Origin of the sequence: Marinobacter sp. AL4B, assembly GCF_019916045.1 — a bacterium.
GTDB lineage: Bacteria > Pseudomonadota > Gammaproteobacteria > Pseudomonadales > Oleiphilaceae > Marinobacter.
The window spans coordinates 341,620-366,258 of record NZ_JAILWZ010000011.1 but is presented as its reverse complement, the minus strand read 5'-3'; the positions used below and the strand labels follow the sequence as shown (position 1 = coordinate 366,258).

Sequence of the window (24,639 nt, the reverse complement as noted above, 5' to 3'; positions counted from 1 at the left end):
TTTGGATTTAAAATGAATAAAAATATTCAACATCTTTATCTGTCACTTCCGGTAGCGGTTCAAAATATTTTAGTGAGCATATATGGAATAGAAATGTATAGGGAGAGATATGGTTTTGGGTCAAAAAAGTTTGATAAATACCTAAAAATTTCTCAAGATTATAGCCAAGAACAGATGAGGGATTATCAAGAAAAGAAGTTTATTTATATTGCTAGTTTGTCAATTCGAAATGTTCCTTTTTATAGAGATTGGGCGAAACGAAATAATGTTGAACTTAATGATATTAAATCTATTAAGGATCTAAAATACTTCCCTGTGGTTGAGAAAAAACAAATTCAAGAATCACCAGGTTTATTTATATCGGATAGGCATAGAGATAGGAAGTTAATAGAGCTAAGCACAAGTGGTAGTACTGGAACTCCATTGAAGATATATTGTGATCAAAAAACCAGAACTTTTCACTATGCATTCTTTACGCGAGTTAGACGTTGGTATGGTATCAGTAAAAGAAGCAAGAGAGCGACATTTTTGGGGCGAGTAGTCGTAAGTTGGAAGCAAAATACGCCTCCTTATTGGAGATATGATGCAGTACAGAAAAATTTGATAATGTCGTCCTATCATTTATCTGAAGAAAATATGGAATTTTATTATATAAAATTAAGGGAATTTAAACCTGAAGAGATATTTGGTTATGCTTCTAGCATTTATTTTTTGGCTCTATATATTGTGCGTCAGAATCTAAATCCGATACGACTAAAAATAGTGATGACCACTGCTGAAACACTAATGCCGTATCAAAGGGAAATTATTCAAAAAGCATTTAATTGTGTTGTTGTAGACCAATATGGTTGTACTGAAATGGCATTCTTTGCATCACAGTGCAAGTCTGGCTCTATGCTGTTCCATCCTGAGCATTCTGTGATTGAGGTAAGAGACCATGGTTCTGGGACAATACGCAATGCAGGTTCTGGTGAATTGATAGCCACTAGCTTGATAAATGAAGTGATGCCTTTAATCCGATATCGAGTAGGTGATAGCGTCCTGATTTCTGAGATGAATGATGAACTCTATCCAAGTTTTCCGAAAATCACTGAGTTAGAGGGGAGAACGGATGATTTGATTTATACCAAAGATGGCAGAAAGATAGGTCGCCTTAGTCCTATTTTTCGGAGTGACAAAAATATAAAGTCATCGCAAGTTGTGCAGAAAATTGATGGCAGCGTGGATATTTATGTTGTTCCTGATCAAGGGTATACTGCCACCCATCGAGAACTTATTCTATCTGAGGCCACTGAGAGGATAGGATGCTCTTTGTCAATTAACTTGTTTGAAGTTGATTGTTTAAAAAAAGAAACTAATGGAAAATTTAGGCCAGTAAAAAGTTTTTACAAACCAGGCTTAAGTGGAAGTTCTTGATATTATAATGTGAAAACATCATACGGTAGTTGTTATGTTGCCATTTGTTTCAATACTAATTCCTGCGTTTAATGAAGATAAAAATATATCTAGATGTATTTTAAGTATTGATGAACAAGATTACCCTAAAGAACGTTACGAAGTTATAGTGATGGATAATGGTTCCACTGATCGGACAACTAAAATTGCTACAGAGCTTGGTGTGACTGTAATTGATGCTTCTGGGTTATTGATTGGTGGAGTGAGGAACGCGGGAGCGAAGGTTGCGAAAGGTGACATTCTAGCGTACATCGATGCTGATTGTTTAGCTCCAAAAAATTGGATACAGTCAGGCGTGTCGTTATTATATCTAGAGAGTGATATTGGCGCTGTTGGCGGCGGGTGTGACATAGGACCTTCAGCGTCTTGGGTGGAAAGAGCCTGGGTAATTAATAGGCCTTACATAGAAGCTACCTATGTGAAAATTTTAGCTACCGGAAGCTTTTTTATCACTAAGGATACTTTTGAAAAAGTTGGAGGATTTAATGAAACGGTAAGGGCAGGAGAGGATACTGAAATATCTAAAGAGATAATTGTTAATAATAAAAAACTAATTCTTTCATCAGCTATTCGCGTGATTCATTTAGGATATCCTTTAACTCTTCGATCATTTTATGAGAGGCAGGTATGGCAAGCTTCGGACTATGTTAGAACGCGAAAGTCTGGCCTTGATCCAGTGTTCATCTTAGCTAATTTGTTTTTGGTGTCATTTTTAGTGTTTTTGGTTTCTTTATTTTCTAATTTAAAAGTCGGGTTAACAGCTATTGTCATTAGCGGAGGTATCGCAATGATGCTCTCCATTTATAGGTATAGGCGGGCAAGTGCACAATTTAGTTTTTTTCTATTTTTTCAAGTTTTCATTTTAAATTATTTATACTTGGTGGCACGGACGGTTGGACTTATCAAAAGTTACAAAAGAGAAATATATAATTTTATTTCGATTAATTAATCTCATCAGATTTAACTTTCCGGTTATTCTATCCCTACGCTTGATGGACTACTTGGGCATTTTTTGCATGGCTCATTATTTAACCTTATACCATTTTCGTTTACAGATTCGTCTTTTGTTACAACATAAATATATAAATCATCATTTTTGTCAAATTGTCCAAGATTTAGTTTGATCGAGATCTCACTGTCGTTCCAAGAAACAACAGGTTGAATTTCTTTCTTGCTCCCTGCTTCTGACCAATACTGACTTGTTGACAACTCAATGCGTTCTGGCGAACTTGAAATAAAAATATCATCCATTTTTATTTCAAGTGATTCGTAAACATCATAGTTAGGATCAAACCCAATCAGCCACACAGTTAAACCATCTTGTATAGTGGACTTTTCGAAGTCACTTACTGAGTGAATTATTTTTCCGTTTGTCCAAGCTTTAATTGTTCCTTTTTCGCCATTTGCAAATATTTCAAGTCTATTCCAAACACCTGATTTTCCAGCCCAACTATCCCACTCGCTACCGTCTTTATATGCACCTAATAGTGCTTGAGTCCATGAGATCCTTGTATCTTTACCGTCTAATGAATCCCAAATTCTAATAAGCTTGTTTGCACCTCCAAATTCATTAATGTCACCGCTGGGTTTGAACCACCAACTAACATAAATATTTTTATTCGTACTGTCCGAAAATGCGCTGGGCACACCAAGGAAAGCTTTCTCTAGTCCTAAGTAGTTGGCGCTGGAGTGTTGATGCCGCTGATCGCTACCTCGATACAACGTGACCGGTTTAGCCCATGGGCTTCCGTTTCGTTCCCAAGGGCCTCTATCGGTAGGCACGTCAGCTCCACTATTAAGGGCTTCAAATTCGGGTTGGTTCTCAACGGTATCCCAAAGCGCGTGTTTAGCTGCTTGGGATTCTCCAAATCCTCCACCTCGAATGGTAAGGGAGCTACCATGTTGAAGTTCGCCGGAGACGTCCTGAATATTTGGAGCTCCTACGGCCAAAATACTATGAAAACAAAAAGTTGATGTGATAACTAAAGAAAATATAGAGGATTTCAACGTTGACGTTTTCATTATGTTGGCTCCTTGGTCTTTAGGTTTTCAGCCGTTTGATCGATGATCCTAGGAGAATTGTAGCCCAAGTTAAAGAAGCAGGGAAACTTTAGTTTCATATTGATATAACTATATTTTCTTTTTAGGTAAATTTTATTCCAAATTTTGATTTACCACTCATTCCGAAATGTTATATCAATTTTTTATTTTGTATTTTCGAAGGAAATGTTGTTTTAAAGGCTTTTCCGATTAATAATGATAGAGTGTCTTTGGAGAAGTCGTTTTGTGATTGTGGCTTGATTAACTGTTCTTTAGAATTTTCTGCGGGGTTGTAATCATTTGAAAAGTGAATCGAGATTGAACTTTTTCGCTGACCAAGTGGATAATAAAACGAGTGTGGCATTTTCTTTATATTTGTTTTATTTGGTTAGTTTTTTTATTCATTTGCCAGCACGAATATCTATCCTAGGTTCCATAAGGATGGATTTAATTCTCGTATCAATTATTTGTTTTTTAATTTTTTTGAATAGATCTCGATTGAAGTCTAATTTTGATGATTCTTCAAGATATTTGTTTTATATATTATGTTTTTCAATTGTGACATTGCCTTTGGTCCATTGGCCTGGTTCGGTAATAAATAATGGTATAGTTTTGTTTATAAAAGGAGCTATTTTTTATTTCTTTACGGTTAGTTTGGTTGTTAGTGAAAAGCGTTTGAAGTTGACGGTTTTCGTCTTTGTTTTATGTAATTTAATGCGTGTTATAGAACCCTTGGTCCTAAATATTACTTCTGGATATCTTGGGTCTTCGACCTATTTGGGTGGCGGAGAGTTTGCTGGTAGGCTATCTGGTGCCCCATCAGATGTAGTAAACCCAAATGGTCTAGCCTTTATTATAGCGACAGTGATTCCTTTTTTGCATTATGTCATGGCGCCTATTAATCGTTTCATGTTTTCTGTTTATATAATTTTGATGCCTGTTTTATTATATACGATGGCTCTGACGCTCTCGAGATCTGGGATCATTGCATTGTGTATAATTGCTCTTGGGGTTTGGATAAAAAGTTCTCACAAGTTTATGCTTGTTGTTGTGGGTATTTTTTCTGTTTTTATTATATATGTGAATTTGAATGATGTTCAGAAGGATAGGTATTTTTCGATTGTTAGTGATGAGGCACAGCAGTCTGGAACCGCTCATGGCCGAATAGATGGTTGGTTTGTTGATTTAAAAGTTGCCATGAATCGACCTCTCATAGGCCATGGGCTTGGGACTTCAAGGGAAGCTAATTGGAATGTTGCGGGAATCGATAGGGTTTCGCATATTTTATGGGCCGAGGTTTGGCAAGAAATTGGCGTTATAGGGCTTTTTTTGTTTATTTTTTATTTGAAATCAATGGTCAAAAATTTTCTTCAAGCAGGGTGTTTGGTCAAAAAAAATCTATATAGATCTGATTTTGTTTATCGCTGCTTAGAGGCAATGCAAGTTTGGCTTTTAATGAATTTTTTATTTAGTTTTGCTAGCTACGGTTTGAAAAGTTATGAATGGTATTTCTTTGGTGGTCTGTCTGTTGTTATTTTATCGATTGTTAAAAATAAAATTTGTGTCCAGGAAAGCCATGTTCAGTTAGGTTCAGAGAAACCAGAGGTGTTTCAGTTGGCAAGAAAAATAAATCGGCTTTAGGTGAAGTCATAATATATTAAAATCTTCAAGTAATAGTGTGATATATTTTATATGGCGACCCTGTATATAATTATACTTTAGATCATAAGTTTCTCGAATTGAAAGTTATAAAAATTTTAATAAATTGTTTAATGTCGTGCCGTAATTCATCAATAGATTTTGGCGGAAATGTTTTGCTGTATAATTTTAGTGCTGATATTGTCTCGCCTTTGTTGATTAAGCATGATTGTAACTTTCTTAGGTATTGTCTAACTCTGACATTTAAGAACCTACTAAACTGATTGTTTTTTTCGATCATACGTAAAGAGGACCTGCTATTTACTAAGTTTTTTAACATTCGTTCATTATCGCTACTCATATTTTGGTCATGTAGTCGGCGTTCAAATCCTATCTCAGGATGAATTATGACCTGACCATGAATCGCTAGGCGGTAAATTAAATGGAAATCTTCACAGGCAGTTAAGGTCTCATCAAAGCCTTGCTCCTGCTTCAGGTATTCAGACCGGAAAACTGGCGAAGACGCGATGGTGAAATTTTCATCGATCATGATACGCCGACACTCCTCAGAGAGTAGCGCGAAAGTTTTACTATGATTACGCCCTACATACGAAGAAAAAATAGGACAGTTGGAGAAGTGGTCCGCGGTGCGTTCATTACCCTTAAAATTTCGGTAGTTAATAATACTCATTACGGCTTCGGGGTTGGCTACTAATGCAACTACTTGAATCTCAATTTTTTCAGGCAGCATGATGTCGTCAGCATCAAAGAAAGTAACAAAATCTCCCTTTATTTTTCCTAATCCTGTATTTCGAGGGGATGCACAACTACCACTGTTTTTTTGGTAATAATAGTTAACCCGCGGTATGTATGCCTTTACAATGGCAGCGGTGTTATCTGTAGAACCATCATCAACAACGATGATTTCAAGGTTTCCATAGGTTTGTGCCAAGATGCTGTCCAACGTTTCACGGATATATTCCGAAGCGTTGTAAGCTGCAATCACAATGGAAACGAGCGGTTTGGGATTTGGTGTATGTTCCATCTTTTTTATCCTGCCAATTTGTCATTGCGCTAAGGTTATCTTGGTTTCGGTTTGATCTGTACTTAGAGGAATAGCTTGAGTCGACGCCCAGGAATGACTTTGCGAAGTTCGCTTTTTTCAAGAGCTGAAAAACCAAGCTTTATCCCCGTCGCCGCAGTGACTGCCGTCATGAGTGCTGCTAGGGCGAAAATCTGACTGTAGCTCTCGGGCTTTACAGTGTTATGTACCCATAGGTACATTCCTGTGAGAGGCAAGATCGTTGCTGTTATTGGACGAATCAGGCAAATGTAATAGTCTTTCACCGGCATTTCGATAGCGCGACAAGCAAGTGCGGGCAGGACGAGCAAGCGAAGTACTAGTAGCGGTATCATGGTTCCCAGAGCAACTCCAATCAATTCATAATATCGAACTAAAATAAGGCTTAAGGCCAAGTTAAGACCAACTTCTACTACATCGATTTTCGCCACGATGCTGTGTTTGTTTGCAGCATACATGGCGGAATTCAGAGGGTGGTTGGCGAAACCAATCATTCGCCCAATTAGCAATATTACCATTACCCAATAGGCTTCTGAGTAACTTGGTCCCATCCACCGATTGATAAAGGTATCACCGAATATCACTAACCCACCGCCGGCAATCAGAGCCAGTACAAGATTGAGGCGTGTGATAAACAGTAGTTTAGAGTGCAGCTCGCGAGTATCTTTTTTAGCGTGGTAGGCCGTAAAAATGGGCACGAACATGTTGGTGGCCTGGCTGAGAAATTGGGCGACATAGTCAACCAGCCTTAGGCCGATGGCATACGGCGTTACACTAGCAGCAGAAAGGAAACCGGCAATAACAAAATTATCCACGTTGTTTCGCATCTGGTAGGCAATGGCAATCACAAACGACCAAATGCTGTATTTGAACAGTTCTTTACTGTTGTTTCGGGATGCTAGAGACCAGGATATCTTGAGCGCTGGGAAGGCCGATTTGCAGACTAGGTAATAGAGAATGTTGGAAGTTCTTGCGGTACAGAAAGTGATGACTGCTAGCGCGACTATGCCATAGCCATTAGATATGAACCACCAAGTCAGTGCTGCCCCTAACAGGGTCATGACTATTCGAACGAGGGCGACGTGATGAAAGCGGAGTTTGGCGTTGGCAACCCCGGCCAGCGCGTTAAAGGGAAACTCTAGGGCTACCGAGACGCCGATGATCAGGACAAGCCATTGGATAATATCTTTATCGGCTTCGTTATCAATATACCCTCGGCTAGCGAAACTGGCCGCGATGCTCACGAGGATGATGACAAGCGCGATGGCGATGTAAATGGCCAGTGCGGTATTGATGGTGACATTGGCCTGATGTTCGTCGTTGATGCCAAAAGCCCTGCTGACATAACGGGTGACCGCGCTGGCCATGCCCATGTCAAAAAGGTGATAGGCTGCAGCCAGGCTTCCCACTACCGTCCAGATGCCGTACCAATGGTCGCCAAGTTCATGTATCAGGAAGGGCATCATGAAGAACGCGACGATGATGCTGACAAAGGTTTGAGAAACCCTTGTAACGGATCCTTTTAAAAGTTCAATGGCGGTCGACACGTTAGCTGTTGGTACCTGATGTTTTTAGTTGTTTGAGTTGGCCGAGGATAAAGGGGGGGAGGCAGGCCAGGAGTAGGTAAAAAAGGCTTTTTCGGTCTTTACGTTTAATGAGCGCCTTGATCAATGCTTTGCGAGCTTGTGGCATCTCTTGTTGTTTAAAGCGTGAGTAGCCAACTTCAAAGTGGAAACGCCCGATCCTTTGTTGCAGGTGGTTAAGCGATGTGGGGTCGCCTGCGTGGTATTGCATCATTTTTTCGGTGCAGGCAATTAGGCCGGGTGCCCGGTCTTCAATGCTACGGAGGGAGATGCTGCCGGATCGGACCCGGTATTGGTGAAAAATGGCAGGGATATAAATAAAGTCATAACGGCTCGCGACAGCTTGCCACATTAGATAGTCGTCGGAGTTCCGAACGTCTTCATCGAAACCGCCCACCTGTTCGAAGACTCCGCGCCGAATAGCCACACCTGACGTACCCAGGTAATTTGACACGGCCAGACCTTTCAGCGCTTCTCTTGCTTGTATTAGATAGGCATTGTCCGATACGGCGATCTTTTCCAGATTATGCAGAGTCTGATACGGGGCTAGAAAATCTGGATTGATTACATGGCCCCCCTCATCGATACATGCAAACCCTGTAAAGGCGAGCCCGGCTTGTGGAGTTTGTTCCATGCATTCAATCGTTGTTGCCAGTTTTTCTGGCAGCATGATGTCGTCTGAATCAAAGATGAAGATGAATTCGCCACGAGCTTTTTTTATTGCCCGGTTCCTGGGAATGGCGGGCTTACCGCTGTTAGCTTGATGGTGGTATCGAATTCTGGGGTCGTCGTACTGATCGATAATACTGGCGGTTTGGTCAGATGACCCATCGTCAATAATGATGATTTCGAAGTCCTGAAATGACTGATTCAGGATCGAATCTAGAGTCTTGCTGATGTATTGCGCCGCGTTGTACGCGGGGACAATGATTGAAGCTTTTGGCATTTGCGTCCTTGCCACTTCAGAGGATGTTTGAGAGCCTAAAGTATAGCCAGTTTCATGGGTATTCGATAGGCAAATCAATCAGTCCCTCTGATGGTTCCTTGAATTAGTATCTTAACGCTTCCATAGAGCTGGTATACGATGATCCAGCTGTTGCGCCACCGCCCATTATGTACAGTGTGTCGTTGATCGTCGCTGCCGCGGCTCCATGCTTGGGTGTCGGAACATTTGTCAGAGGGCGCCATGTGTTCGTTGCTGGATCGAATTCTTCGTTTTGCTCAAATATGCCACTTGTATTGTTAGCATTAAACTCGCCGCCGGCCACTTGGATTTTTCCGCCTATAACGCCCACGCTCATGGTTCGTCTGCCCGTTGGCATTGGGGTCATGTTCGTCCAATTCCCGGTTGCGGGGTCGAACATCTCAACAGTTTTCATTGCGCCCTCGACCGTGTTGCCGTTAGCTTCGCGATGACGTCCTCCAAAGACGTAGATTTTATTGTTGATCATCGCAGACCCGGGGTTGTCGCGAACATACGTTAGCGATTGGCTAGGCTGCCAAGAATTGGAAATAGGGTTGAACACTTCTACGGTATTTAGTGAATTGCCGGCAGACCCCATACCGCCAATGATGTAGATATTGCCGTTGAGGACTTGGGCGGTTGCGCCACCTCTTGCGGTTGGCATATCAGGAAGCGCCGCCCAAGTGTTGGTTAAAGGGTCATACACCGTGGTGTTGGCCACTGCTCCTGAGAAGGGCGCTTTTGAGCCGCCAAATACGTAGAGCTTGCCGTTGTATGCGGCAACAGCGGGGTTTTCAACACCGGAGCTCGGCAGTGGTGCTCCTTGGCTCCAGCTGTCTGCAGTCGGGTTGTATATGAACAGGGTTTTAAGGTGCCCGCTGCTGTTTTTTCCGCCTACAGCATAGAACTTACCGTCAATGGTTGAGCCGGAGGCATCCAATACCGCAATGGGCGCCGGTGCCTTTGATTCCCAGCAGCCTAGGCTGACGGGTCTAAGCGAGGTGAGGTTGCCTCCACCGAATTCACCGACAAATAGGTTGCCAGATGGTGACTTTGTCATTGGCAGAGGGTCATTAAAGCCCGTTACAAGTGGGCTGCCTTCGATACCGTAATTGCCTGTGCTGTCGAGTTTAACCCGGAATATATCGTCACCCACCGAATAGTTCGTAATAAGTAGTTGGCCATTCAGATATTCGCCCACGCAACCTTGGCCACCTTGATATTCGATAATGGCATTGGAAGATTTATGTTCGCCAAGGAGGTAGGCGGGCTCCTCGTAGTTCGGTAATGGCGCAACGTTTTGGTAGGAACCGTCTTTGAATACGCACTCATCACGGTGCGGGTTAGGGTGACCATAATAAGCGCCCTGCTTGATAAGCTGCAACAAGTCCGGTTGGGCGCCAGGGTTATGCCCACCGTCTTGGTAGCTTGCTGTGCTCGCCAGTCCAAGACACTGAGGCTCCGGTTGCGGTGGGAAGGTGCCAGTTACACCAAGCCCGTTGTCGGTCGCGTACATGTTACCGTTGGTATGGAATACAAAGTCATAGCTATTGCGCAGGCCTGTAGCGTAAGTGGTTACATCACAGGGAGGTGGTCCGAACAGATCATTGGTGTTGTTGCATGAGCCATCAAAGCTCGCAGAAAACACGTCAGCTACCAAAATGGCCGCGCTTAATGGCTGCTCTTGCATTTGCCCGAATTCAGAGTTCGATTCGTTCGGTGCGCCCGCGCCGGTATTGCCGCCAATGGCAATATAAAGACGATTGTCATCCGGGCCGAAGTGTATGGAGTTGATCGAATGATTGGCAATTGCCCTCGGCAAGCCGCTAATGACGTGTTCCACTGTTCCAAAGCCTTGGCCACCAATGCGGGTTACCATACCGGAGTTTGGTTCGCCGTTATCAATGGACGGGCTGCTATGGGCCACCCACAGTTCGATGTCGTTGGCAGTGGAATAGGGCGAGACGGTAATGCCCAGTGTCAGCCTTGGGCCTAAATCGTTCTCAAGTGCGTTGATGACTTCGTCATTGATGACGTTGAGTTCGGTGTCAAAGGTGAGCGCTCGTATGGTGCCGAAGAGTTGCGTCACATAGAGCCTGTCATCGGGCCCCCAGACCATTGATGTCGGGTAATCTATGTTGTATTGGCGTTTGATGAAGTCGACGCCCGAATTAGGTGAAAGTGGAGCTTCGCCTTCTTGCATAGTGAATTCGTTGAAGCGGTAGATCATCGGGGCGGCCGCGTGCCGGTGTGTCGCAAAAATACCGGTAAAACTGCGAGTACCGATTTCGGGATCGATACCCGCTGCGTCGAAGCTGAAGAATTCATCGGGCGGATACACAGTTTCGAGCTTATAGGTTGATCCGCCATTAAGGCTGTAATTCAGATCTACGCTCCGGGAGTAGGGGTCTACAATCAGGCCGAACTTAGCATCCGAGCCAGCCAGCCCTGCGACAGCAACGTTTTTCTCGATCAATTTTTGCCCGTTTACTTCCAGCAGATAATGTAGAACGGTGCCGCTGGGTATAGAGGCGGCCACAAGTTTAAGGTAGTTATCTTCATCATTTCCGAACCAAAGCCCTGCTTGTTCATAGTTGCCCGTGCCTTGCGGGACATCCAGTATTTGAGTGGTGATTCGCGTAATTTGATTGGGAGCAGCAAAACCAACGGCCAGAGCGTTGTCTAGAGAGTTAACGCCGCCGATATTCAGGCCGGACGTTGTGGTCAGCTCCAGATAACCCTGTAAGAAAAACATCTCTAGGTTGTCCTGGATGTAGCCGGTTCCCGCGGTAGGTTTGTCCACCCAAGTAAATCCGGTACCTCTGCCGTTTTTATCCATGTAGTAGCCTTGGCCCTCGGTGAAACTGAGTTGGTAAGGAAGGTCTACGCGGACATCGCTGCACTGAACCGGGGCGCATTTGTCTGAACTTGCGACGGTCAGTTGAACGGGCACATCTACAGGGTCTCCACTGGCAGGGCTGAGGGTGACCACGCCATTGTAATTTCCTGACGCCATACCATTGGTATCAACCGACACTGCAATGTTGTCGGGAGTGTTCGTGTTTGATGGAGAGGCAGATAACCAGAGTTCATTTGTACTAACCGTAAATGCAACGGATTGATTGCTCGTGTGGCTTACGGAAACTGTTTGGCTTGCGGGTGTTGAATCGGGTGCAGCATTAAAGGATAGCGCGCTTGGCGCGGCGAGCAGCCCTTGTGGGCCATCGTTAACGGTCAGGGTGTAATTGAGAACGGCTGACACATAGCTCGTAGCGGAAGCGGTAAGTTCTGCGTTGTAGGTGCCAGCAGGCAGCCCGGCTGGATCTGCAGTTACGGTAACGGTGGCAGGAGTGGTGCCAGAGTCCGCGGAGGCCGAGAGCCATGTTTCGCTTGTGGTTAAATTAAACGATGCACCGGAATTGTCACTGTCGCTCAGAGTGCTGCTGGAAATCATTGGACTGGGATTATCAACATGCCTTGAGCCCGCCAAAGACGTTGGATCAAAACTCAAGAAGACAACGTTGTTGGCAATGTCAAAGAATTCGGTGACTTCATGCGTTGAACCATCATTGAGCCTGATCACAGCAGTTACGGTATGAGTGTCGTCAGTTAGCTGAGTTGTATCGAACGCTTGGGCCTGATCATTGGATGCTGTACCTACTAAATCATAGGGCGCGACGTTTTCTGTTTGATCGGGCGAGCCGTTCTTTTGAGTGTTGTCGATGTAGAACCGGACCTGTGTCATGTCCGATTGCTGGGGAACAAATACGTAAACGTCTCCGCTTAAAGATGCACCGCGAAGTGAAATTGCCGAGGAGCGATCAGGAACACTACCGACCATTAATGCATAGGTGTTTGACGATTGAGGCACGACATTAAAGGTAACTTGCAAGCTGTCACTGCTGGCATTGTTGCTGTCTGCGATTACCTGCGCGCTGTATTGCCCGGGCGGTAATCCGGAAGGGTCGGCCGTTAGGTTTATGCTTTGGGGGGTTGTGCCGGAGCTCGGTGTGGCTGTAAGCCAGGTAGCGTTATCGGATAATGTAAAGGAAACCGGATTTGAATCTGAGGTCTGCAACGGCACAGTTTGAGAGGTCGCCGTCGTGCTGCCTTCTTGTGCAGAGAAAGCCACCGCTGATCGGCTGAACTCTAATGCGGGGGCCGAGTTGTATACCGTAAACGCGGAGGAAATAAGCTCGGAAGTGCCGTTGTTATAGCGCACGGTGGCGTAAATGCTGTGCTGGCCATCGTTTATTGAGTTGGTGCCATACGGTTTGGCGAAATCGTTAGCCTCAGTTCCGTTAAAGTCGAAAGGTGCGACGTTCTCAACGCTGAATGCTCCAGATGGCGGCGCCGCGTCTAGGTGAAATTCGACGCGCTTAACGTCAGTATCCGGTGAAATGAATATATATCGAACCCCGTGAAGCTCGGCGCCGGCCAATGGGATTGGCGCTGAGCGGTTAGGGTATTCACTGACCAATATGTCGGGTGCAGCCAGAAGCGGGGAACAGGGTAAGGCAGTGGATAGAATCAATAGAATAAATGCTAGCAATCTACTACGGGCTGGTACTACGCGGCTCAGAAAGCTCATGCTTGTTATCCCCCGAAACGGTCGTTCGTCCTTTTCGGTAATCGCAGCATCATGAGTGCCAGATTATAACTTCACCCAAAATAACAGTGTGATACTCTGCTTAAGATGCAGTGGATTTAAACGGTGTGTAAGGTTTCCTGACAATCGAGCAGCCTGACGGCGTGCGATTTTTTTAACGTAACTTTCTCATGGACGATATGGCTTGTGAGCCTATTTCAGAGCAATGCCTGGCAAAACACATGGTGGGAGATCTGGGGCAGTACGCCGGGGTTCAGCTTGGTAAATAGGGGCGAGAATGGTCACTGTGGGCTGTACCTTGACACGTATCGGTGGCGAAGTGTGGTGCCGATTCATTGCTTGCAACTTGTCGGCACCAACTATCGGCGGGTTTCTACACCGAGAGCTGAGTACAACGATTTATCAACGTTTTATGACAGTTTGTCGGCAGAAGGTGTAGGGTCCGAAAGGTCATGGAGCGAGGCCGTTTTTCGCGACCTGATCGATGGCACGCCCGAGGTGGATCGTTTGCGACAGCTTTGTCGTGAGCGGGGCTGGCTGTTGCGAACCGTCCATCAAGACACTGCTTATCATATTGCGACTGATATTTCGTTTAATGATTATCTTGCCAGTCTTGGTTCTAATACCCGTCTGCGTTTGTTTAACCGCCGTAAGGTATTAGAGGCTTGCGGCGACATCGCGATAGACAACCTTTGGCCGAACAAGGTTGAGCACTTTTTCCATCGGTTAAACGAGCTCCATACGATTCGGTGGGGGGCACCCTGTTTTGGGCGGCTCAGCCTTGATTTCCATTTACGTTTCTTATCCAGAATTGTCGAAGAAGGCGGAAGACCGGAGCTGTCTGTTCTAAGCTGTGATAACAAGGATGTATCGCTTCTGTACAATGTTCGCTATGAGGGTAGGGTATACAATATCCAAGCCGGCTATATAGAAGGATTTCATCGTAAGCTAGCACTGGGCACGCTTCACTTAGGCTACTGCATTGAAATGGCGTGTTCGGATCCTGAAGTAGACAGTTTTGATCTGTTGGCAGGCGAGGGGAAAAACGAAAATTATAAAAAACGACTCGCCAATCGGGAGTCACTAATGGTTTCTTTGATGGTCGTGCGTGGACGGTTTTTGAAGCTGTTGTACTGGCTTAAACATTGAGAAGGGATGACATGGAACGTTCGAATTCGCACACCAGGCCCGATGGGTTGCTGCCATTGGCTGCAGTCGCCATCTTGTTTGTAGGTCTTTGGCCGGCAATAGAAGTACTAATGGAGCGTTGGTTGAAGTTTGATGAATCCTATTCCCATGGATTCATGGTGCTGGTGGTTAGCCTTGTGTTAACGCTGAATAAATGGATTCGACTGAGGCCAAGAGTGGGGGCTTATCCGTTCTGGCTCTTGCCATTGAGCATTGCTTCGTTGGTTTATCTTGCCGGTTCTATTTTGTTGATTGAGGCTGCGCAGCAACTTGCCCTATTGCCATTGGTGCTCGGTTCGTTTTTACTCATTTGGGGGTGGGAGCAGGCGAAGCCTTTCTTCCTTCCGCTAGGGCTCTTAGCTTTTACCATCCCCGTTTGGGATTACGTGTCTTGGCCCCTTCAGGTTATCACGGTTTCGGTAAACGACTTCTTACTTTCGTTTTTCAATATTGAATTCTATGTCGAGGGTGTTTTCGTCTATTTTCCGGGCGTTGGTGCCTTTGAAATTGCTCATGGCTGCTCCGGCTTACGGTATCTTTTAGTCGGCCTGACGCTCTCTCTGCTCTATGGAGAGTTGAATTATTCAAGAGTTCGCACTCGGGCGGCGTTAATAGTGGCGGGGATTCTCTTGGCGCTGGTGGCCAATTGGATTCGGGTTTTCGTGATCATCTATATTGGTTACGATTCAAACATGACCTCATCGCTGATCAACGAGCATGACTTTTTTGGTTGGTGGGTTTTCGCAGGAACTCTGGTGCCACTGTTCTTTTTTGCCCGATGGCTAGAAGGTACAGAGCCGCCGATTATCATATCGAAGGGTTTCTCTGACGAGAGCGCAAGAAAAACGACAAGTTTGATACCAATGGCCATTCTGGTCTTTGGGCCGCTTGTTTTGTTTTCCGCGACCGCACTTGTCCTAGATGCGCGTCAGCACCAAGAACAACACGCACAGGCGCTCTCTTCTTTGGAACCGTTGCTTGAACGCGATCAGTGGCTGCCTCTGTTTCGGTCTGATCTAAATGGCTGGGCGCCTGTTGTGCGGAATCCTGACGCTTACCGAGTTGATGTTTATCTGGAACGTGAAACCGCTACTGAAAATGACAGGTTGCGGTTGGAGGTGTTAAGTGGTCTTTATGTTTATGGCTATCAGAGGCCGGGGGGGGAACTGGTCGGCTACAACAATCGCCTGTTTGACCGCGCTTTGTTTATACCCGAGGAAACATTTGAGGTTGATGCGGGTGACGGAGCGCGTTTTCGGGGCATGCGATTGAAGCTCAGGCAATCTGGCAAGGAGCTCTTTGTGGCCTATGGTTACAACGTTGAAGGGCGCTGGGAGAGCGATAAGCTACGGGCTAAACTGGCGCAAATTCCCGGTATCTTCAATGGTCGTACAGATGCTTCTTTGTTGGCACTCGGTGTGTCTTGTGAGCAGTGCAATGGCCGAGCGGAGTTAGACAAGCTGATGCCCCTCATAAGAAAGCGTGCTGAGTATCAACTTCAAGGTTGGATTGAAAAGGGAGATTGACCGTTCGGGTACGAACGGTCAATCTCGGTTCAGGCTGGGTTTATTTTACATCACCAGAAACCACGTCTGACGGTGGGCTGCTTAGACCCGCAGTATCGGTTACTTGAATCGTAAAGTACCAAGTACCGAGTGAAAGATTTTCAAAGGTATAGGAGGTTTGATCACCACTGACTTGCTGGGTTTGATCAAGGTTCGAAGTGCTTTGCCCGTAATTGATGGTGTAGGAGTCAATTTCACTGAGAGCAATCGAACTGCCATCGATCCGGGTTAACGGTGCCGTCCAACTCAGGGTTAGCGAGTTGATCGCAGGGTCTTCCGGCACTTCAGGAGGTGGCGTAGAGCCGCCTGTATCCGTGCCTCCGGAGGAAGAGCCCGAGTCCGGGGTTTCTGCGGTCTCGAGAGAGAAGGGGTCCAACGCACTTTGATAGGCTTGAATGTTGGTGAGGCCCTCAGAATTATTGACGCTATTAGCGTCCGAAATCCATGGGCTCAGGCCATGCTGTAGCTCCCAGGTATCAGGGATTTGGTCACCGTCGGTGTCTTGTGTACTAAAGCCAGAGTTGTCCAGAGTAGAGACAGTTTCAGCCGTAGACAACGCTTGCCCTGTGGTCAGGTTGGTGGCTGAGTACTCAGCTACCGCACTGCCTGTCCCTTCGAAGTACTCGATAGTCAGGTTCAGCTTTTCTCCTGCCTTGAGCGAATGTTCGTAGGAATATTGAGTGGTTGGCCGTTCGGTCCAATCGTCGATGACCAATTTGCCATCAGCATAGAGGCGCACACCATCGTTGGTACGGACTGTGAAACGGTATTGGTTTGTCCCACTGGTATTGGGTGCGGTAAAGGTGCCGTTCCAGCGCACGCTGAAGCGGTCATCGGGCATGTCGGGGCGTGGTTGGCCGCGGCTCCAATCGAAGTCCACAGAGTCTTGTACCTCTACAGCCACCAAACGTTGGAAATCTGAGCCTTCAAAATATTGGGCTGTGAAGCCTGAAACTGCTGTAGGCTCTGCTGGGGCGGGAGTGTCGTTGGCATCGTTTACCGAAGTTCCAGCGAAGTGCTCTTCAAGGTTGGAGTACCCGTCGCCGTCCATGTCTTCCGAAGCATCTGTATTATTTAGCGGATCTAGGTCATAGGCATACTCTGCACCATCCGGAATTCCATCTTCGTCTGTATCCGGATTGTTTTCTCGCGTACCAATCAGGAATTCATCGGCACTGACCAAGAAGTCTCCGTCTGGATCGCTTGTGCCGTCATTCGGATCTTGGGGATCCAAACCATTGAGAATTTCCCAGTTGTCATACAGACCGTCTTTATCTTGATCTAGAGGAGGAAACTGGGGGTTAAACGCCAAGCCGTTCTGGCCATCAACAAACCCGACGCGGTAACCCAGATTGTAGGATTCTCCGCTACTTTGAGATGGAGTTTCCGCGGTTTGTGCCCAGCTTGCTATGTAGGCACTGCCAATGACCGACTGGGCGAACCCGGGACCTTCCCAGGCCACAGAAAAATGGTCACCACCTCCGCCTTCTTTATGTCTTAACTCAAAGTAATATAGCTTGTCTGCATCGAGGGGGATGATTCCTGATGCTTGAGAAGAATACTTGCCGTATTCATTAACTCGGGTCCAACCTGGGATGGATGCTATGGTTCGAATGTCTTCCGGTCGGTCGTTGGTGCTAAGGGCAAATTCGGCGTTGTCGTCAGCCGCCATAAAAAAACGATAGTCGCCGGTTGCAGGGGGCAAAATGAATCCACGTACGAAACTGCCATAATTATCACCTCGGCCGCTGGGGATACTCAGTTCAGTCAATTCTTCGGTGACGTTAGGGTTATCTGGAAATTGAGCACTGCTGCCAAGGTTCGAGAGCGAGGTCCCCGAAATTCCATCGTAATACCGAACTTCAACCATGCCCGGTGTGATCTTATCGGGGACAGCAGCCGTGGGAGGCAGCCTTCCCAGTTGCCAGCTTTGGCAACCGCTGATGATGATTATGGCGCTTCCAAGACTCAGAACCCTGTAAACAGACATAGATCACCCAGTTCGCTGGTTTAAAATTGTTCTAATAAGTATTGTCGATCAGTTACTAGGTCGCCACTGGGTAAATGGAACGTTTTGATATTGTGGCGACCTTATTAGATTTAATTCCTCTTTGGTTAACTGCCTTTCAAGATTGCCTTTGCTTTTTGAGGCAGGCCGGCAGCTTTGTAGGCTTCGGCTAGGTGCATTGCGATATCCGAGGAGTCGGGGTCGAGGCTGTGTGCTTTCTCTAGCGTTTCAAGACTTTTGTCTAGGTCGCCGGCCTCAAACAGAATCCATCCGTAAGTGTCAGCAATGGCTGCGTTGTTGGGTGCTAGCTCAAACGCCTTTTTTGCGAGGTTAGCTGCCTCCGTATCACCCTTCTCATAATAGAGCCATGCCAAATTGTTCAGTACCAAGGGGTTGTCAGGGTTGATGTCCATCAATGCCTGATAGCGCGCAATTGCTTCATCGGGCTGATTCAGTTGCTGATGGGTCATCGCCAAACTTAGAAGAATCGATTGATTGCCAGGGAACTGCTCAGATGCAGCTTCCAATGATTCGAGTGCCTTCTGCGCTTGCCCTGAACGAGTGAGGGCGCGTGCGTGCGCTACCTCCAGTTCCGGAGTGTGGTGTTTCTCGAGTGCCAATTCGTAGAGCTCGGCGGCTTGCTGGTGTTCTCCGGTGTTTTCGTAGAAGTTGGCTTCAACCTGATAGGGGGCGGGAGAGTCGGGATGGTGTTGTTTTACATCTTGCAAAGCATCGCGTGCTTCAGATGTGTTGCCTTGTTGGAACTCAACCGCAGCCAGTTTCAGGGATATGCTTTCGGATTCCGGAAACAGAATCCGGCCTCTATTTAGTATCTCCAGCGCTCGTTCGAAATTCCCGCGCTGAGCCATTTGTGTGGCAATGCCTTCATAGACAGTGGCAACCATTGGCTCATTGGGACTAGGGAGGTCTTCCTGTTTGCGCTCCATGAGTTGGGCCGTGAGCTCATCGGCTTGAGTGGCCTTGTTATTGATCAAAGCGGACTCAAGCATCACGAGGCGAGGGCCAGCGGCTTGCGGATTTTGTTCGTTAATTTTCTGCATGAACGCTGTTAGCTCATCCCGGCCCATGGTAACTGCAGCAGCTTGGATGGCAGCGGCGTGGTTGGGGTCAAGGGTGATAGCTTTCTTATAATACTCTATCGCCTGGTCGGCATTGTCTGATTTCCGGGCTAAGTTGCCCAGCGCAACCAACGGGGCGGGGTTGTCAGGGGCTTTGGCCTGCGCGGTTTTGTAATATTTTTCTGCCTCTGAATGCCGTTCTAGGTTGTTCGCTAGGTGGCCTCTTGCCAGAAGCACGCGGATACTCTCCGGATTATCCGAAAGCCAGCTGTCCAATGTTTTCTGAGCACTGTCAGTGTCACCGGATAGTGCTTGAATACGGGCGGTTAGTAGCTGGGCCTGTAATGCTTCGTCAGCATCATTCGGTACTTTGCGTACTTGTTCGATTGCCGGTTCGTACTTGTTCATTTGTGTCAGGTAGGCTGCGTAGCGAATCCTGAGATTGTTGTTGCTTGGGTCTAGTTCCAAAGACTTTTCTAGCAGTGGGCGACCCGTTTGGTCGTCGCCCGATGCAAGGGCAGCGATGCCAACCAAGGCGAGTGTTTGTGGATCTGTATCTTTGTTGTCTATGTTGTCGAGTATCGATTGCGCGCCTTGGGGATCGCGCATAGAAATTCGTGTTGCGGCCAGTAGTTTACGAACCCGATCGGCATCCTCCATATTCGTCAGGGGCTCGAGTAGCTTTTCGGCATCTTTGGCTCGCCCCTGCCGGAACCGTACAACACCTAGCATAAGGGTGCTTTGCTCATGGCCTGGTGCTTGGTTCAGTACTTCCTGCAGGTATCTGCCGGCAGTATCGATATCCCCATCTGTGTAGGCAGCGATTGCAGCTTCAAGGTTGCTTTTGATGGTTCCCGGCGCTGACTTCGCTAAGATTTCTTCGTATACAAACGCTTCAGCTGATTTGCCTTGTTGGCGTAAAACAGTCACAAGTGCAGAGATGGTCTGATACTTTTGGAAGGTCATCACGTCGTACTGGCCAATGGTCTCCAGGGCTCGGATATACGCTTGCTCTGCTTCCGCCCAGTTACCTTGCGTATGAGCCAGCTGTGCCTTCCAGAGCCAAACCTCTTCGTGTTCTGCGTCTATGCTTTCGGCATGACCCAAATGGGTTTTCGCGGATTCGAAGTTTTCGCGAGCGGCGGCTACTCGGGATAAGCCGATGTGGCCCAATGCATTGTTGTTGTGACTGCCGATGGCGTCTTGGTAGGCCTGTTCGGCTTTGTCGAGATCGCCATTAATCAGCCAAGCCTTGCCTTTCAGGTTGTCAGCTTCCCGTAACTGATCGGGAGAAGGGGACTCAAGTTGTTTGAGAGCTTCAAGAGCACCTTCGGTTTTACCCCTAAGCGCCCGCGCTTTGGCGCGAATCAGAGCGGCTTTATTGTTATCTGCCTGAGTCAACTGATTGGCTCCGATTTCAGCGACGAGCTTGTCGACTTGGCGTTCAGCGTTTGAGGCATCACCGGCAGTTAACAGGTTATCGATAATAACAAAGTAGGGGGCAGGCCGTTCAGGTTGGAGTTGTATGGCGCTCCGGGCTTCTATGGTGCTTGCTTTTAGTTCACCCTGCCTTTGGAAGAAACGCGCTTGGTCAACGTGGCTGATGTACTGAATGTCATCCTGGGACATGTCAGGTTCGTTGTTGCAACCCGCTAGGCCGATCGACGCGATGGCAATTGAGAGTAGTGACGCGCGCACAATGTTGTTCATTTTCATGCCCTGTTCCTTTTCTTGTCGGGTCTTTCATATTCCGTTCGAAGATCTCAGGTATCGTTGGTAGCGGTTGATGTCTCTATCCGGTACTTATCCGTCAAGTTGTAAAGCGTCGGCCGTGTAATGCCGAGTAGGCGTGATGCTTGGGCCATGTTGTGGCCGCAACTCGAGAGTGCCTGCAATATCGCTTTTCGCTCTGCGTGTTCTCGAACTTGCCGAAGGTTTAACTGATAATCAGAATCGCAGGTCTGCTCATAAGGCAATAACAGATCCTCAGCTGTGATCCGCTTGTCATCTGCCATAATAATCGCCCGTTTGACCTTGTTGATCATTTCACGAACGTTGCCTGGCCATGAATAGGCGCTGATTGCTTGAGCCGCGTCTTCGGAGAAAGAGAGGTTAGGGCGGTCCATCTGTTTGCCGAGACTCATCAATAACGTTTGTGCAATAACGATCGCGTCGCCTTCTCGATCACGCAGTGCCGGGACATCTAACGTGATCTCGCTGATGCGATAATAAAGATCCTCACGGAATGTGCCTTCGGTGATTAGGTCCTGCACGTTTCTGTGAGTCGCGCACACCACTCGGATGTCTACCGGAATAGGGTTTACAGAGCCCACACGGTCAACCACGCGTTCTTGCAGGAAGCGCAGTAGTTTTGCCTGCAGTGGCATGGGCATGTCGCCGATTTCATCGAGGAACAGGGTGCCGCCGTTTGCGCTTTCGATCTTGCCTTTTTTGCTTTGGGTAGCACCGGTGAACGAGCCTTTTTCGAAACCGAAAAGTTCGCTCTCAAGCAAATTCTCTGGAATGGCTGCGCAGTTAATAGCTGCGAAGGGTTTGTCAGCGCGCTGGCTGTGATCGTGCAACGCTTGTGCGAGCAGTTCTTTGCCGGTACCGGTTTCACCGGTGATCAACGTGGTGACATCGGTCGGTGCAACCTTCTCTACGGTTCGGCATATGGTTAACATTTCCGGGCTTGAAGCGACAATGCCTTTTATATGCGTGCCGTTGTTTTGGCTAGCCAGTAAGCGGTTTTCCTGCTCAAGCTCGGCTAAACGGAAAGCACGGTTTACGACAAAGGTGAGAATGTCTGCATCCAAGGGCTTTTGATAGAAATCACACGCGCCCATGCCCACAGCTTTGACCGCATTTTCTTTATCTTCCCGGCCAGTGACCACAACCACTTTGGTTTGAGGAGACAGACGTAAAATATCTTCAAGAAGCGCGAAGCCTTCCGTAGCGCCGCCGGGATCAGGTGGCAGACCCAAATCCAACGTAACCACCTGGGGTTCGAGGCGGCGCAGTGCGGCCAGTGCGGTGTCACGGTCAGACGCCACGGTTACTTCAACGTTGTCGCTAAAACACCAGCGCATTTGGCTTTGAAGGCCCGGGTCGTCTTCTACAATCAATAGTTGCTTCACAACAGCCATCATTCCTTTGGTTTGTGGTCCGTTACGGGGCTTGAGTTGTCCTTGCCTGCTCCCCATATAAGATTCTTAACTTAAGATTGACACTTTGCAATGCTGAGGCAACAAAAAATCCATGTAGCGTCGATTAGTTGACGGTTTTATGTGGTAGGTGCGTCTCGAGGTTTGACGGTGTATCGGAATCGCTTGTTTTTTCGATGGCTATGCTCGCCATCGGAATGCGCACAGAGAAACAAGACCCAACGTCCGGCTCGCTGGTTACATCGATATTTCCTCCAAGTTCTTGCACGTACTCGCGGGCTTGATAAGCACCAATACCCATGCCAGTTAAACCTTTGGTGCTCTCGAACGGCTTGAACAATTGAGAGCGAATGAACTCGTCTGTCATACCTGTTCCGGTATCTTGTATAAACAAGACCACGCTGCCTTTGGCTGTTTTCAGGTTTAGTGTGATTTCACCATCAGGCGGGGTCGCATCCTGAGCATTTCGAATAAGATGGCCAAGCACGCTTCTGAGTTGTTCGGGTTCTGCACACACGAGGATGGAGGGTGGGTCACCCAGTAATTGGGGGAACGGTAGACGCTGACTGTTGTTCTCAATCACTGTGCGCACAACTTGGGTCAGGTCCACCTTGCTTCGGGCCAATTCGTTGGGTGTTGCGGGTTTCCTTATATGGTCGACCAAATTCGACATCTTGCGAACCGCGTGATCTGTTGTAGAAATCATGTCGTCAATAAAGGCTGGGTTAGCTCGGTGCTTTGGGGCGTTTGTAACCAACAAGGAAAGTTGTGCGATGAGGGTTTTCAGGTCATGCACCATGAACGCCGAAGCTTTACTGACCGCTTCAAACTGCATGGCCCGTGACAGTCGGTTTTGTGCATCGGCTTGCGCAAGCAAGTTACAGGTTTGACGCGCCACTACTTTAATCAGGTCAAAGTTCTCCCAGTTCAAAATAACTTTGGCGTAAGGCCGCCCGACCATTGCAATGCCGTACAGTTCGCTGCCGAGAAATAAAGGAACGACCAACCACGCGTCGGGAAGGTTGGTGATGGTTTCCGGCAACTCGATCAAGTCGTAGCTAAGAGGGTCAACGCGATACTCGGCCAGATCGATGATCCACTCTTTATTTTGAAACAGGCGAACAAGGTCGCAGTCACCATCGATGGTTGTGTGTTTCGGCGTGGCGATGTTAACGCTACTTTTTAGCTCATAGTTATTCTGATCGGATTTTATCCAGATCACGCCCGCGTTGCTTTCAACGAGATCTGCCAAAATGCGGATGGCTCGCTCGGGAAGCGGTGGCTCTTCACTTAGGTTGGCGAGCTCCTGGGTCATCCGTAGCCATTCTTCCCGGTAGTCGTATTTGTAGTCGAAAAAGTTTTGGCTGATGAACACCATAATTCGAGCACGAATTCGTCGGGACATCACGAGAGTAACAAGAAAAGTGAGAGCGACAGTGATAAACAGTACCTGAAGCGCATCGCCCCACTCACCGCCAAGGCTGCGAACGTAATAACCGCCTACCGCTAGAAGTATCAGGTAGCCGCCACCCATAAGCAGGGCACCGGCATGGAATACCGCAGCGCGTGAAAGTTGAAAGTCGACCGGTTGTTTGCGTGAATTGATGATGTTGACGGCAAACAAGGGAACGAGGGCGGCGTTAATGAAACCGCGAGCATCCCAAAATGAATCGGCTATTTTTCCGAACAGCAAAGCATCGGCGAACATAATAAAGTCGTACGCGAAAATGGTAGCGGTACCAATGCATAGATATTTAACGCTGGACCGGCCTAATGCGGGGGAATTGCGCCAGATCTGTTCGACTAATGATAAGCCGAGTAAGGAAAGAGCGATCTGCCCGATCAACTTGGTTTTTCCGCTGACCAGATCTGCATCGAACGCAAACTCTAATGTGCCGAGCGAGAGAAGGGTGATGATCAGTACTGTGGTTGCGATCCCAAGCGTTTTGCGGAGTTGTCCTGTAAATCTCGCTTGCCGGAAGGAGTCTCGAAGTAGGGCAAAAAGCAGAAGTAACCACGCGGCGTCCCGAAGTAATTCAAGCAGGTATCGGATGAAAAACCCGGGTTCCCCCCAAAGGCTTTGGGACACCAAAGCCGATGCCCAAAGGGTGGTAACAAAAGCCGCAAGAAACAGAGCGCGATCAAGCTCACGCCGAAGGTAGCGTGTTGCTACCAATGTCGACAGCACGGCAAATACGATCGCCGATGCGCCATAGCTGATAACGCTGAGGTCACTGAACATTCGGTCTTTCCTTAAACCGCGGA

At 47.3% G+C, this 24,639-nt stretch carries 14 protein-coding genes; 5 read left to right on the top strand and 9 right to left on the bottom strand.

The window, feature by feature from the left end; translation table 11 throughout:
* Positions 1–12: 12 nt before the first annotated feature.
* Together K5L82_RS05805 and K5L82_RS05800 are read left to right on the top strand one after the other, a co-directional pair.
* Positions 13–1,416 (top strand): phenylacetate--CoA ligase family protein, encoded by a 1,404-nt coding sequence (locus tag K5L82_RS05805; RefSeq protein ID WP_223133507.1) that lies wholly within the window; start codon positions 13–15, stop codon positions 1,414–1,416.
* 34 nt (positions 1,417–1,450) lie between these two features.
* Positions 1,451–2,404 (top strand): glycosyltransferase, encoded by a 954-nt coding sequence (locus K5L82_RS05800; RefSeq protein WP_223133506.1) that lies wholly within the window; start codon positions 1,451–1,453, stop codon positions 2,402–2,404.
* 23 nt (positions 2,405–2,427) lie between these two features.
* Here K5L82_RS05800 and K5L82_RS05795 read toward each other — a convergent pair whose 3' ends face one another.
* Positions 2,428–3,477: a hypothetical protein gene (locus tag K5L82_RS05795; protein ID WP_223133505.1), complete on the bottom strand. Its 1,050-nt coding sequence runs from the start codon at positions 3,475–3,477 to the stop codon at positions 2,428–2,430.
* 459 nt (positions 3,478–3,936) lie between these two features.
* Here K5L82_RS05795 and K5L82_RS05790 point away from each other — a divergent pair, with 459 nt between their 5' ends.
* Positions 3,937–5,136: an O-antigen ligase family protein gene (locus K5L82_RS05790; protein WP_223133504.1), complete on the top strand. Its 1,200-nt coding sequence runs from the start codon at positions 3,937–3,939 to the stop codon at positions 5,134–5,136.
* 82 nt (positions 5,137–5,218) lie between these two features.
* Here K5L82_RS05790 and K5L82_RS05785 read toward each other — a convergent pair whose 3' ends face one another.
* The 4 genes from K5L82_RS05785 to K5L82_RS05770 all read right to left on the bottom strand — a co-directional run bounded on the left by K5L82_RS05785 (position 5,219) and on the right by K5L82_RS05770 (position 13,352).
* Positions 5,219–6,178 (bottom strand): glycosyltransferase family 2 protein, encoded by a 960-nt coding sequence (locus K5L82_RS05785; RefSeq protein WP_223133503.1) that lies wholly within the window; start codon positions 6,176–6,178, stop codon positions 5,219–5,221.
* 62 nt (positions 6,179–6,240) lie between these two features.
* The gene (locus K5L82_RS16730) at positions 6,241–7,761 is read right to left on the bottom strand and encodes a lipopolysaccharide biosynthesis protein (RefSeq protein WP_223133502.1); all 1,521 of its coding nucleotides are present in this window, start codon (positions 7,759–7,761) and stop codon (positions 6,241–6,243) included.
* 1 nt (position 7,762) lies between these two features.
* Positions 7,763–8,743 (bottom strand): glycosyltransferase family 2 protein, encoded by a 981-nt coding sequence (locus tag K5L82_RS05775; RefSeq protein WP_223133501.1) that lies wholly within the window; start codon positions 8,741–8,743, stop codon positions 7,763–7,765.
* Between the two features lie 103 nt (positions 8,744–8,846).
* Positions 8,847–13,352 (bottom strand): kelch repeat-containing protein, encoded by a 4,506-nt coding sequence (locus K5L82_RS05770; protein ID WP_223133500.1) that lies wholly within the window; start codon positions 13,350–13,352, stop codon positions 8,847–8,849.
* Positions 13,353–13,691: 339 nt separating this feature from the next.
* Here K5L82_RS05770 and K5L82_RS05765 point away from each other — a divergent pair, with 339 nt between their 5' ends.
* Positions 13,692–14,519 (top strand): GNAT family N-acetyltransferase, encoded by an 828-nt coding sequence (locus K5L82_RS05765; protein WP_223133499.1) that lies wholly within the window; start codon positions 13,692–13,694, stop codon positions 14,517–14,519.
* An 11-nt stretch (positions 14,520–14,530) separates the two neighbouring features.
* Positions 14,531–16,084, top strand: a complete 1,554-nt coding sequence (gene xrt, locus K5L82_RS05760) for an exosortase (protein WP_223133498.1) — start codon at positions 14,531–14,533, stop codon at positions 16,082–16,084.
* Between the two features lie 40 nt (positions 16,085–16,124).
* On the opposite strand, the gene K5L82_RS05755 is transcribed toward xrt, so the two are convergent.
* The 4 genes from K5L82_RS05755 to prsK form a co-directional block, all read right to left on the bottom strand.
* Positions 16,125–18,113, bottom strand: coding sequence for a PA14 domain-containing protein (locus tag K5L82_RS05755; protein ID WP_223133497.1), 1,989 nt, complete (start codon positions 18,111–18,113; stop codon positions 16,125–16,127).
* A gap of 125 nt (positions 18,114–18,238) precedes the next feature.
* Positions 18,239–20,926, bottom strand: coding sequence for a tetratricopeptide repeat protein (locus K5L82_RS05750; RefSeq protein WP_223133496.1), 2,688 nt, complete (start codon positions 20,924–20,926; stop codon positions 18,239–18,241).
* Between the two features lie 47 nt (positions 20,927–20,973).
* The gene (gene prsR, locus K5L82_RS05745; protein WP_223134002.1) at positions 20,974–22,356 is read right to left on the bottom strand and encodes a PEP-CTERM-box response regulator transcription factor; all 1,383 of its coding nucleotides are present in this window, start codon (positions 22,354–22,356) and stop codon (positions 20,974–20,976) included.
* A 124-nt stretch (positions 22,357–22,480) separates the two neighbouring features.
* Positions 22,481–24,616 carry an XrtA/PEP-CTERM system histidine kinase PrsK gene (gene prsK / locus K5L82_RS05740; protein ID WP_223133495.1) on the bottom strand — a complete coding sequence of 712 codons (2,136 nt, stop codon included), beginning with the start codon at positions 24,614–24,616 and terminating at the stop codon, positions 22,481–22,483.
* Between the last annotated feature and the right edge of the window lie 23 nt (positions 24,617–24,639).

Bases quoted from the DNA above. Each gene is read 5' to 3' on its own strand.
- K5L82_RS05805 (WP_223133507.1), top strand. From the start codon at position 13: ATGAATAAAAATATTCAACATCTTTATCTGTCACTTCCGGTAGCGGTT.
- K5L82_RS05800 (WP_223133506.1), top strand. From the start codon at position 1,451: ATGTTGCCATTTGTTTCAATACTAATTCCTGCGTTTAATGAAGATAAA.
- K5L82_RS05795 (WP_223133505.1), bottom strand. From the start codon at position 3,477: ATGAAAACGTCAACGTTGAAATCCTCTATATTTTCTTTAGTTATCACA.
- K5L82_RS05790 (WP_223133504.1), top strand. From the start codon at position 3,937: ATGGATTTAATTCTCGTATCAATTATTTGTTTTTTAATTTTTTTGAAT.
- K5L82_RS05785 (WP_223133503.1), bottom strand. From the start codon at position 6,178: ATGGAACATACACCAAATCCCAAACCGCTCGTTTCCATTGTGATTGCA.
- K5L82_RS05775 (WP_223133501.1), bottom strand. From the start codon at position 8,743: ATGCCAAAAGCTTCAATCATTGTCCCCGCGTACAACGCGGCGCAATAC.
- K5L82_RS05770 (WP_223133500.1), bottom strand. From the start codon at position 13,352: ATGAGCTTTCTGAGCCGCGTAGTACCAGCCCGTAGTAGATTGCTAGCA.
- xrt (WP_223133498.1), top strand. From the start codon at position 14,531: ATGGAACGTTCGAATTCGCACACCAGGCCCGATGGGTTGCTGCCATTG.
- K5L82_RS05755 (WP_223133497.1), bottom strand. From the start codon at position 18,113: ATGTCTGTTTACAGGGTTCTGAGTCTTGGAAGCGCCATAATCATCATC.
- K5L82_RS05750 (WP_223133496.1), bottom strand. From the start codon at position 20,926: ATGAAAATGAACAACATTGTGCGCGCGTCACTACTCTCAATTGCCATC.
- prsR (WP_223134002.1), bottom strand. From the start codon at position 22,356: ATGGCTGTTGTGAAGCAACTATTGATTGTAGAAGACGACCCGGGCCTT.
- prsK (WP_223133495.1), bottom strand. From the start codon at position 24,616: ATGTTCAGTGACCTCAGCGTTATCAGCTATGGCGCATCGGCGATCGTA.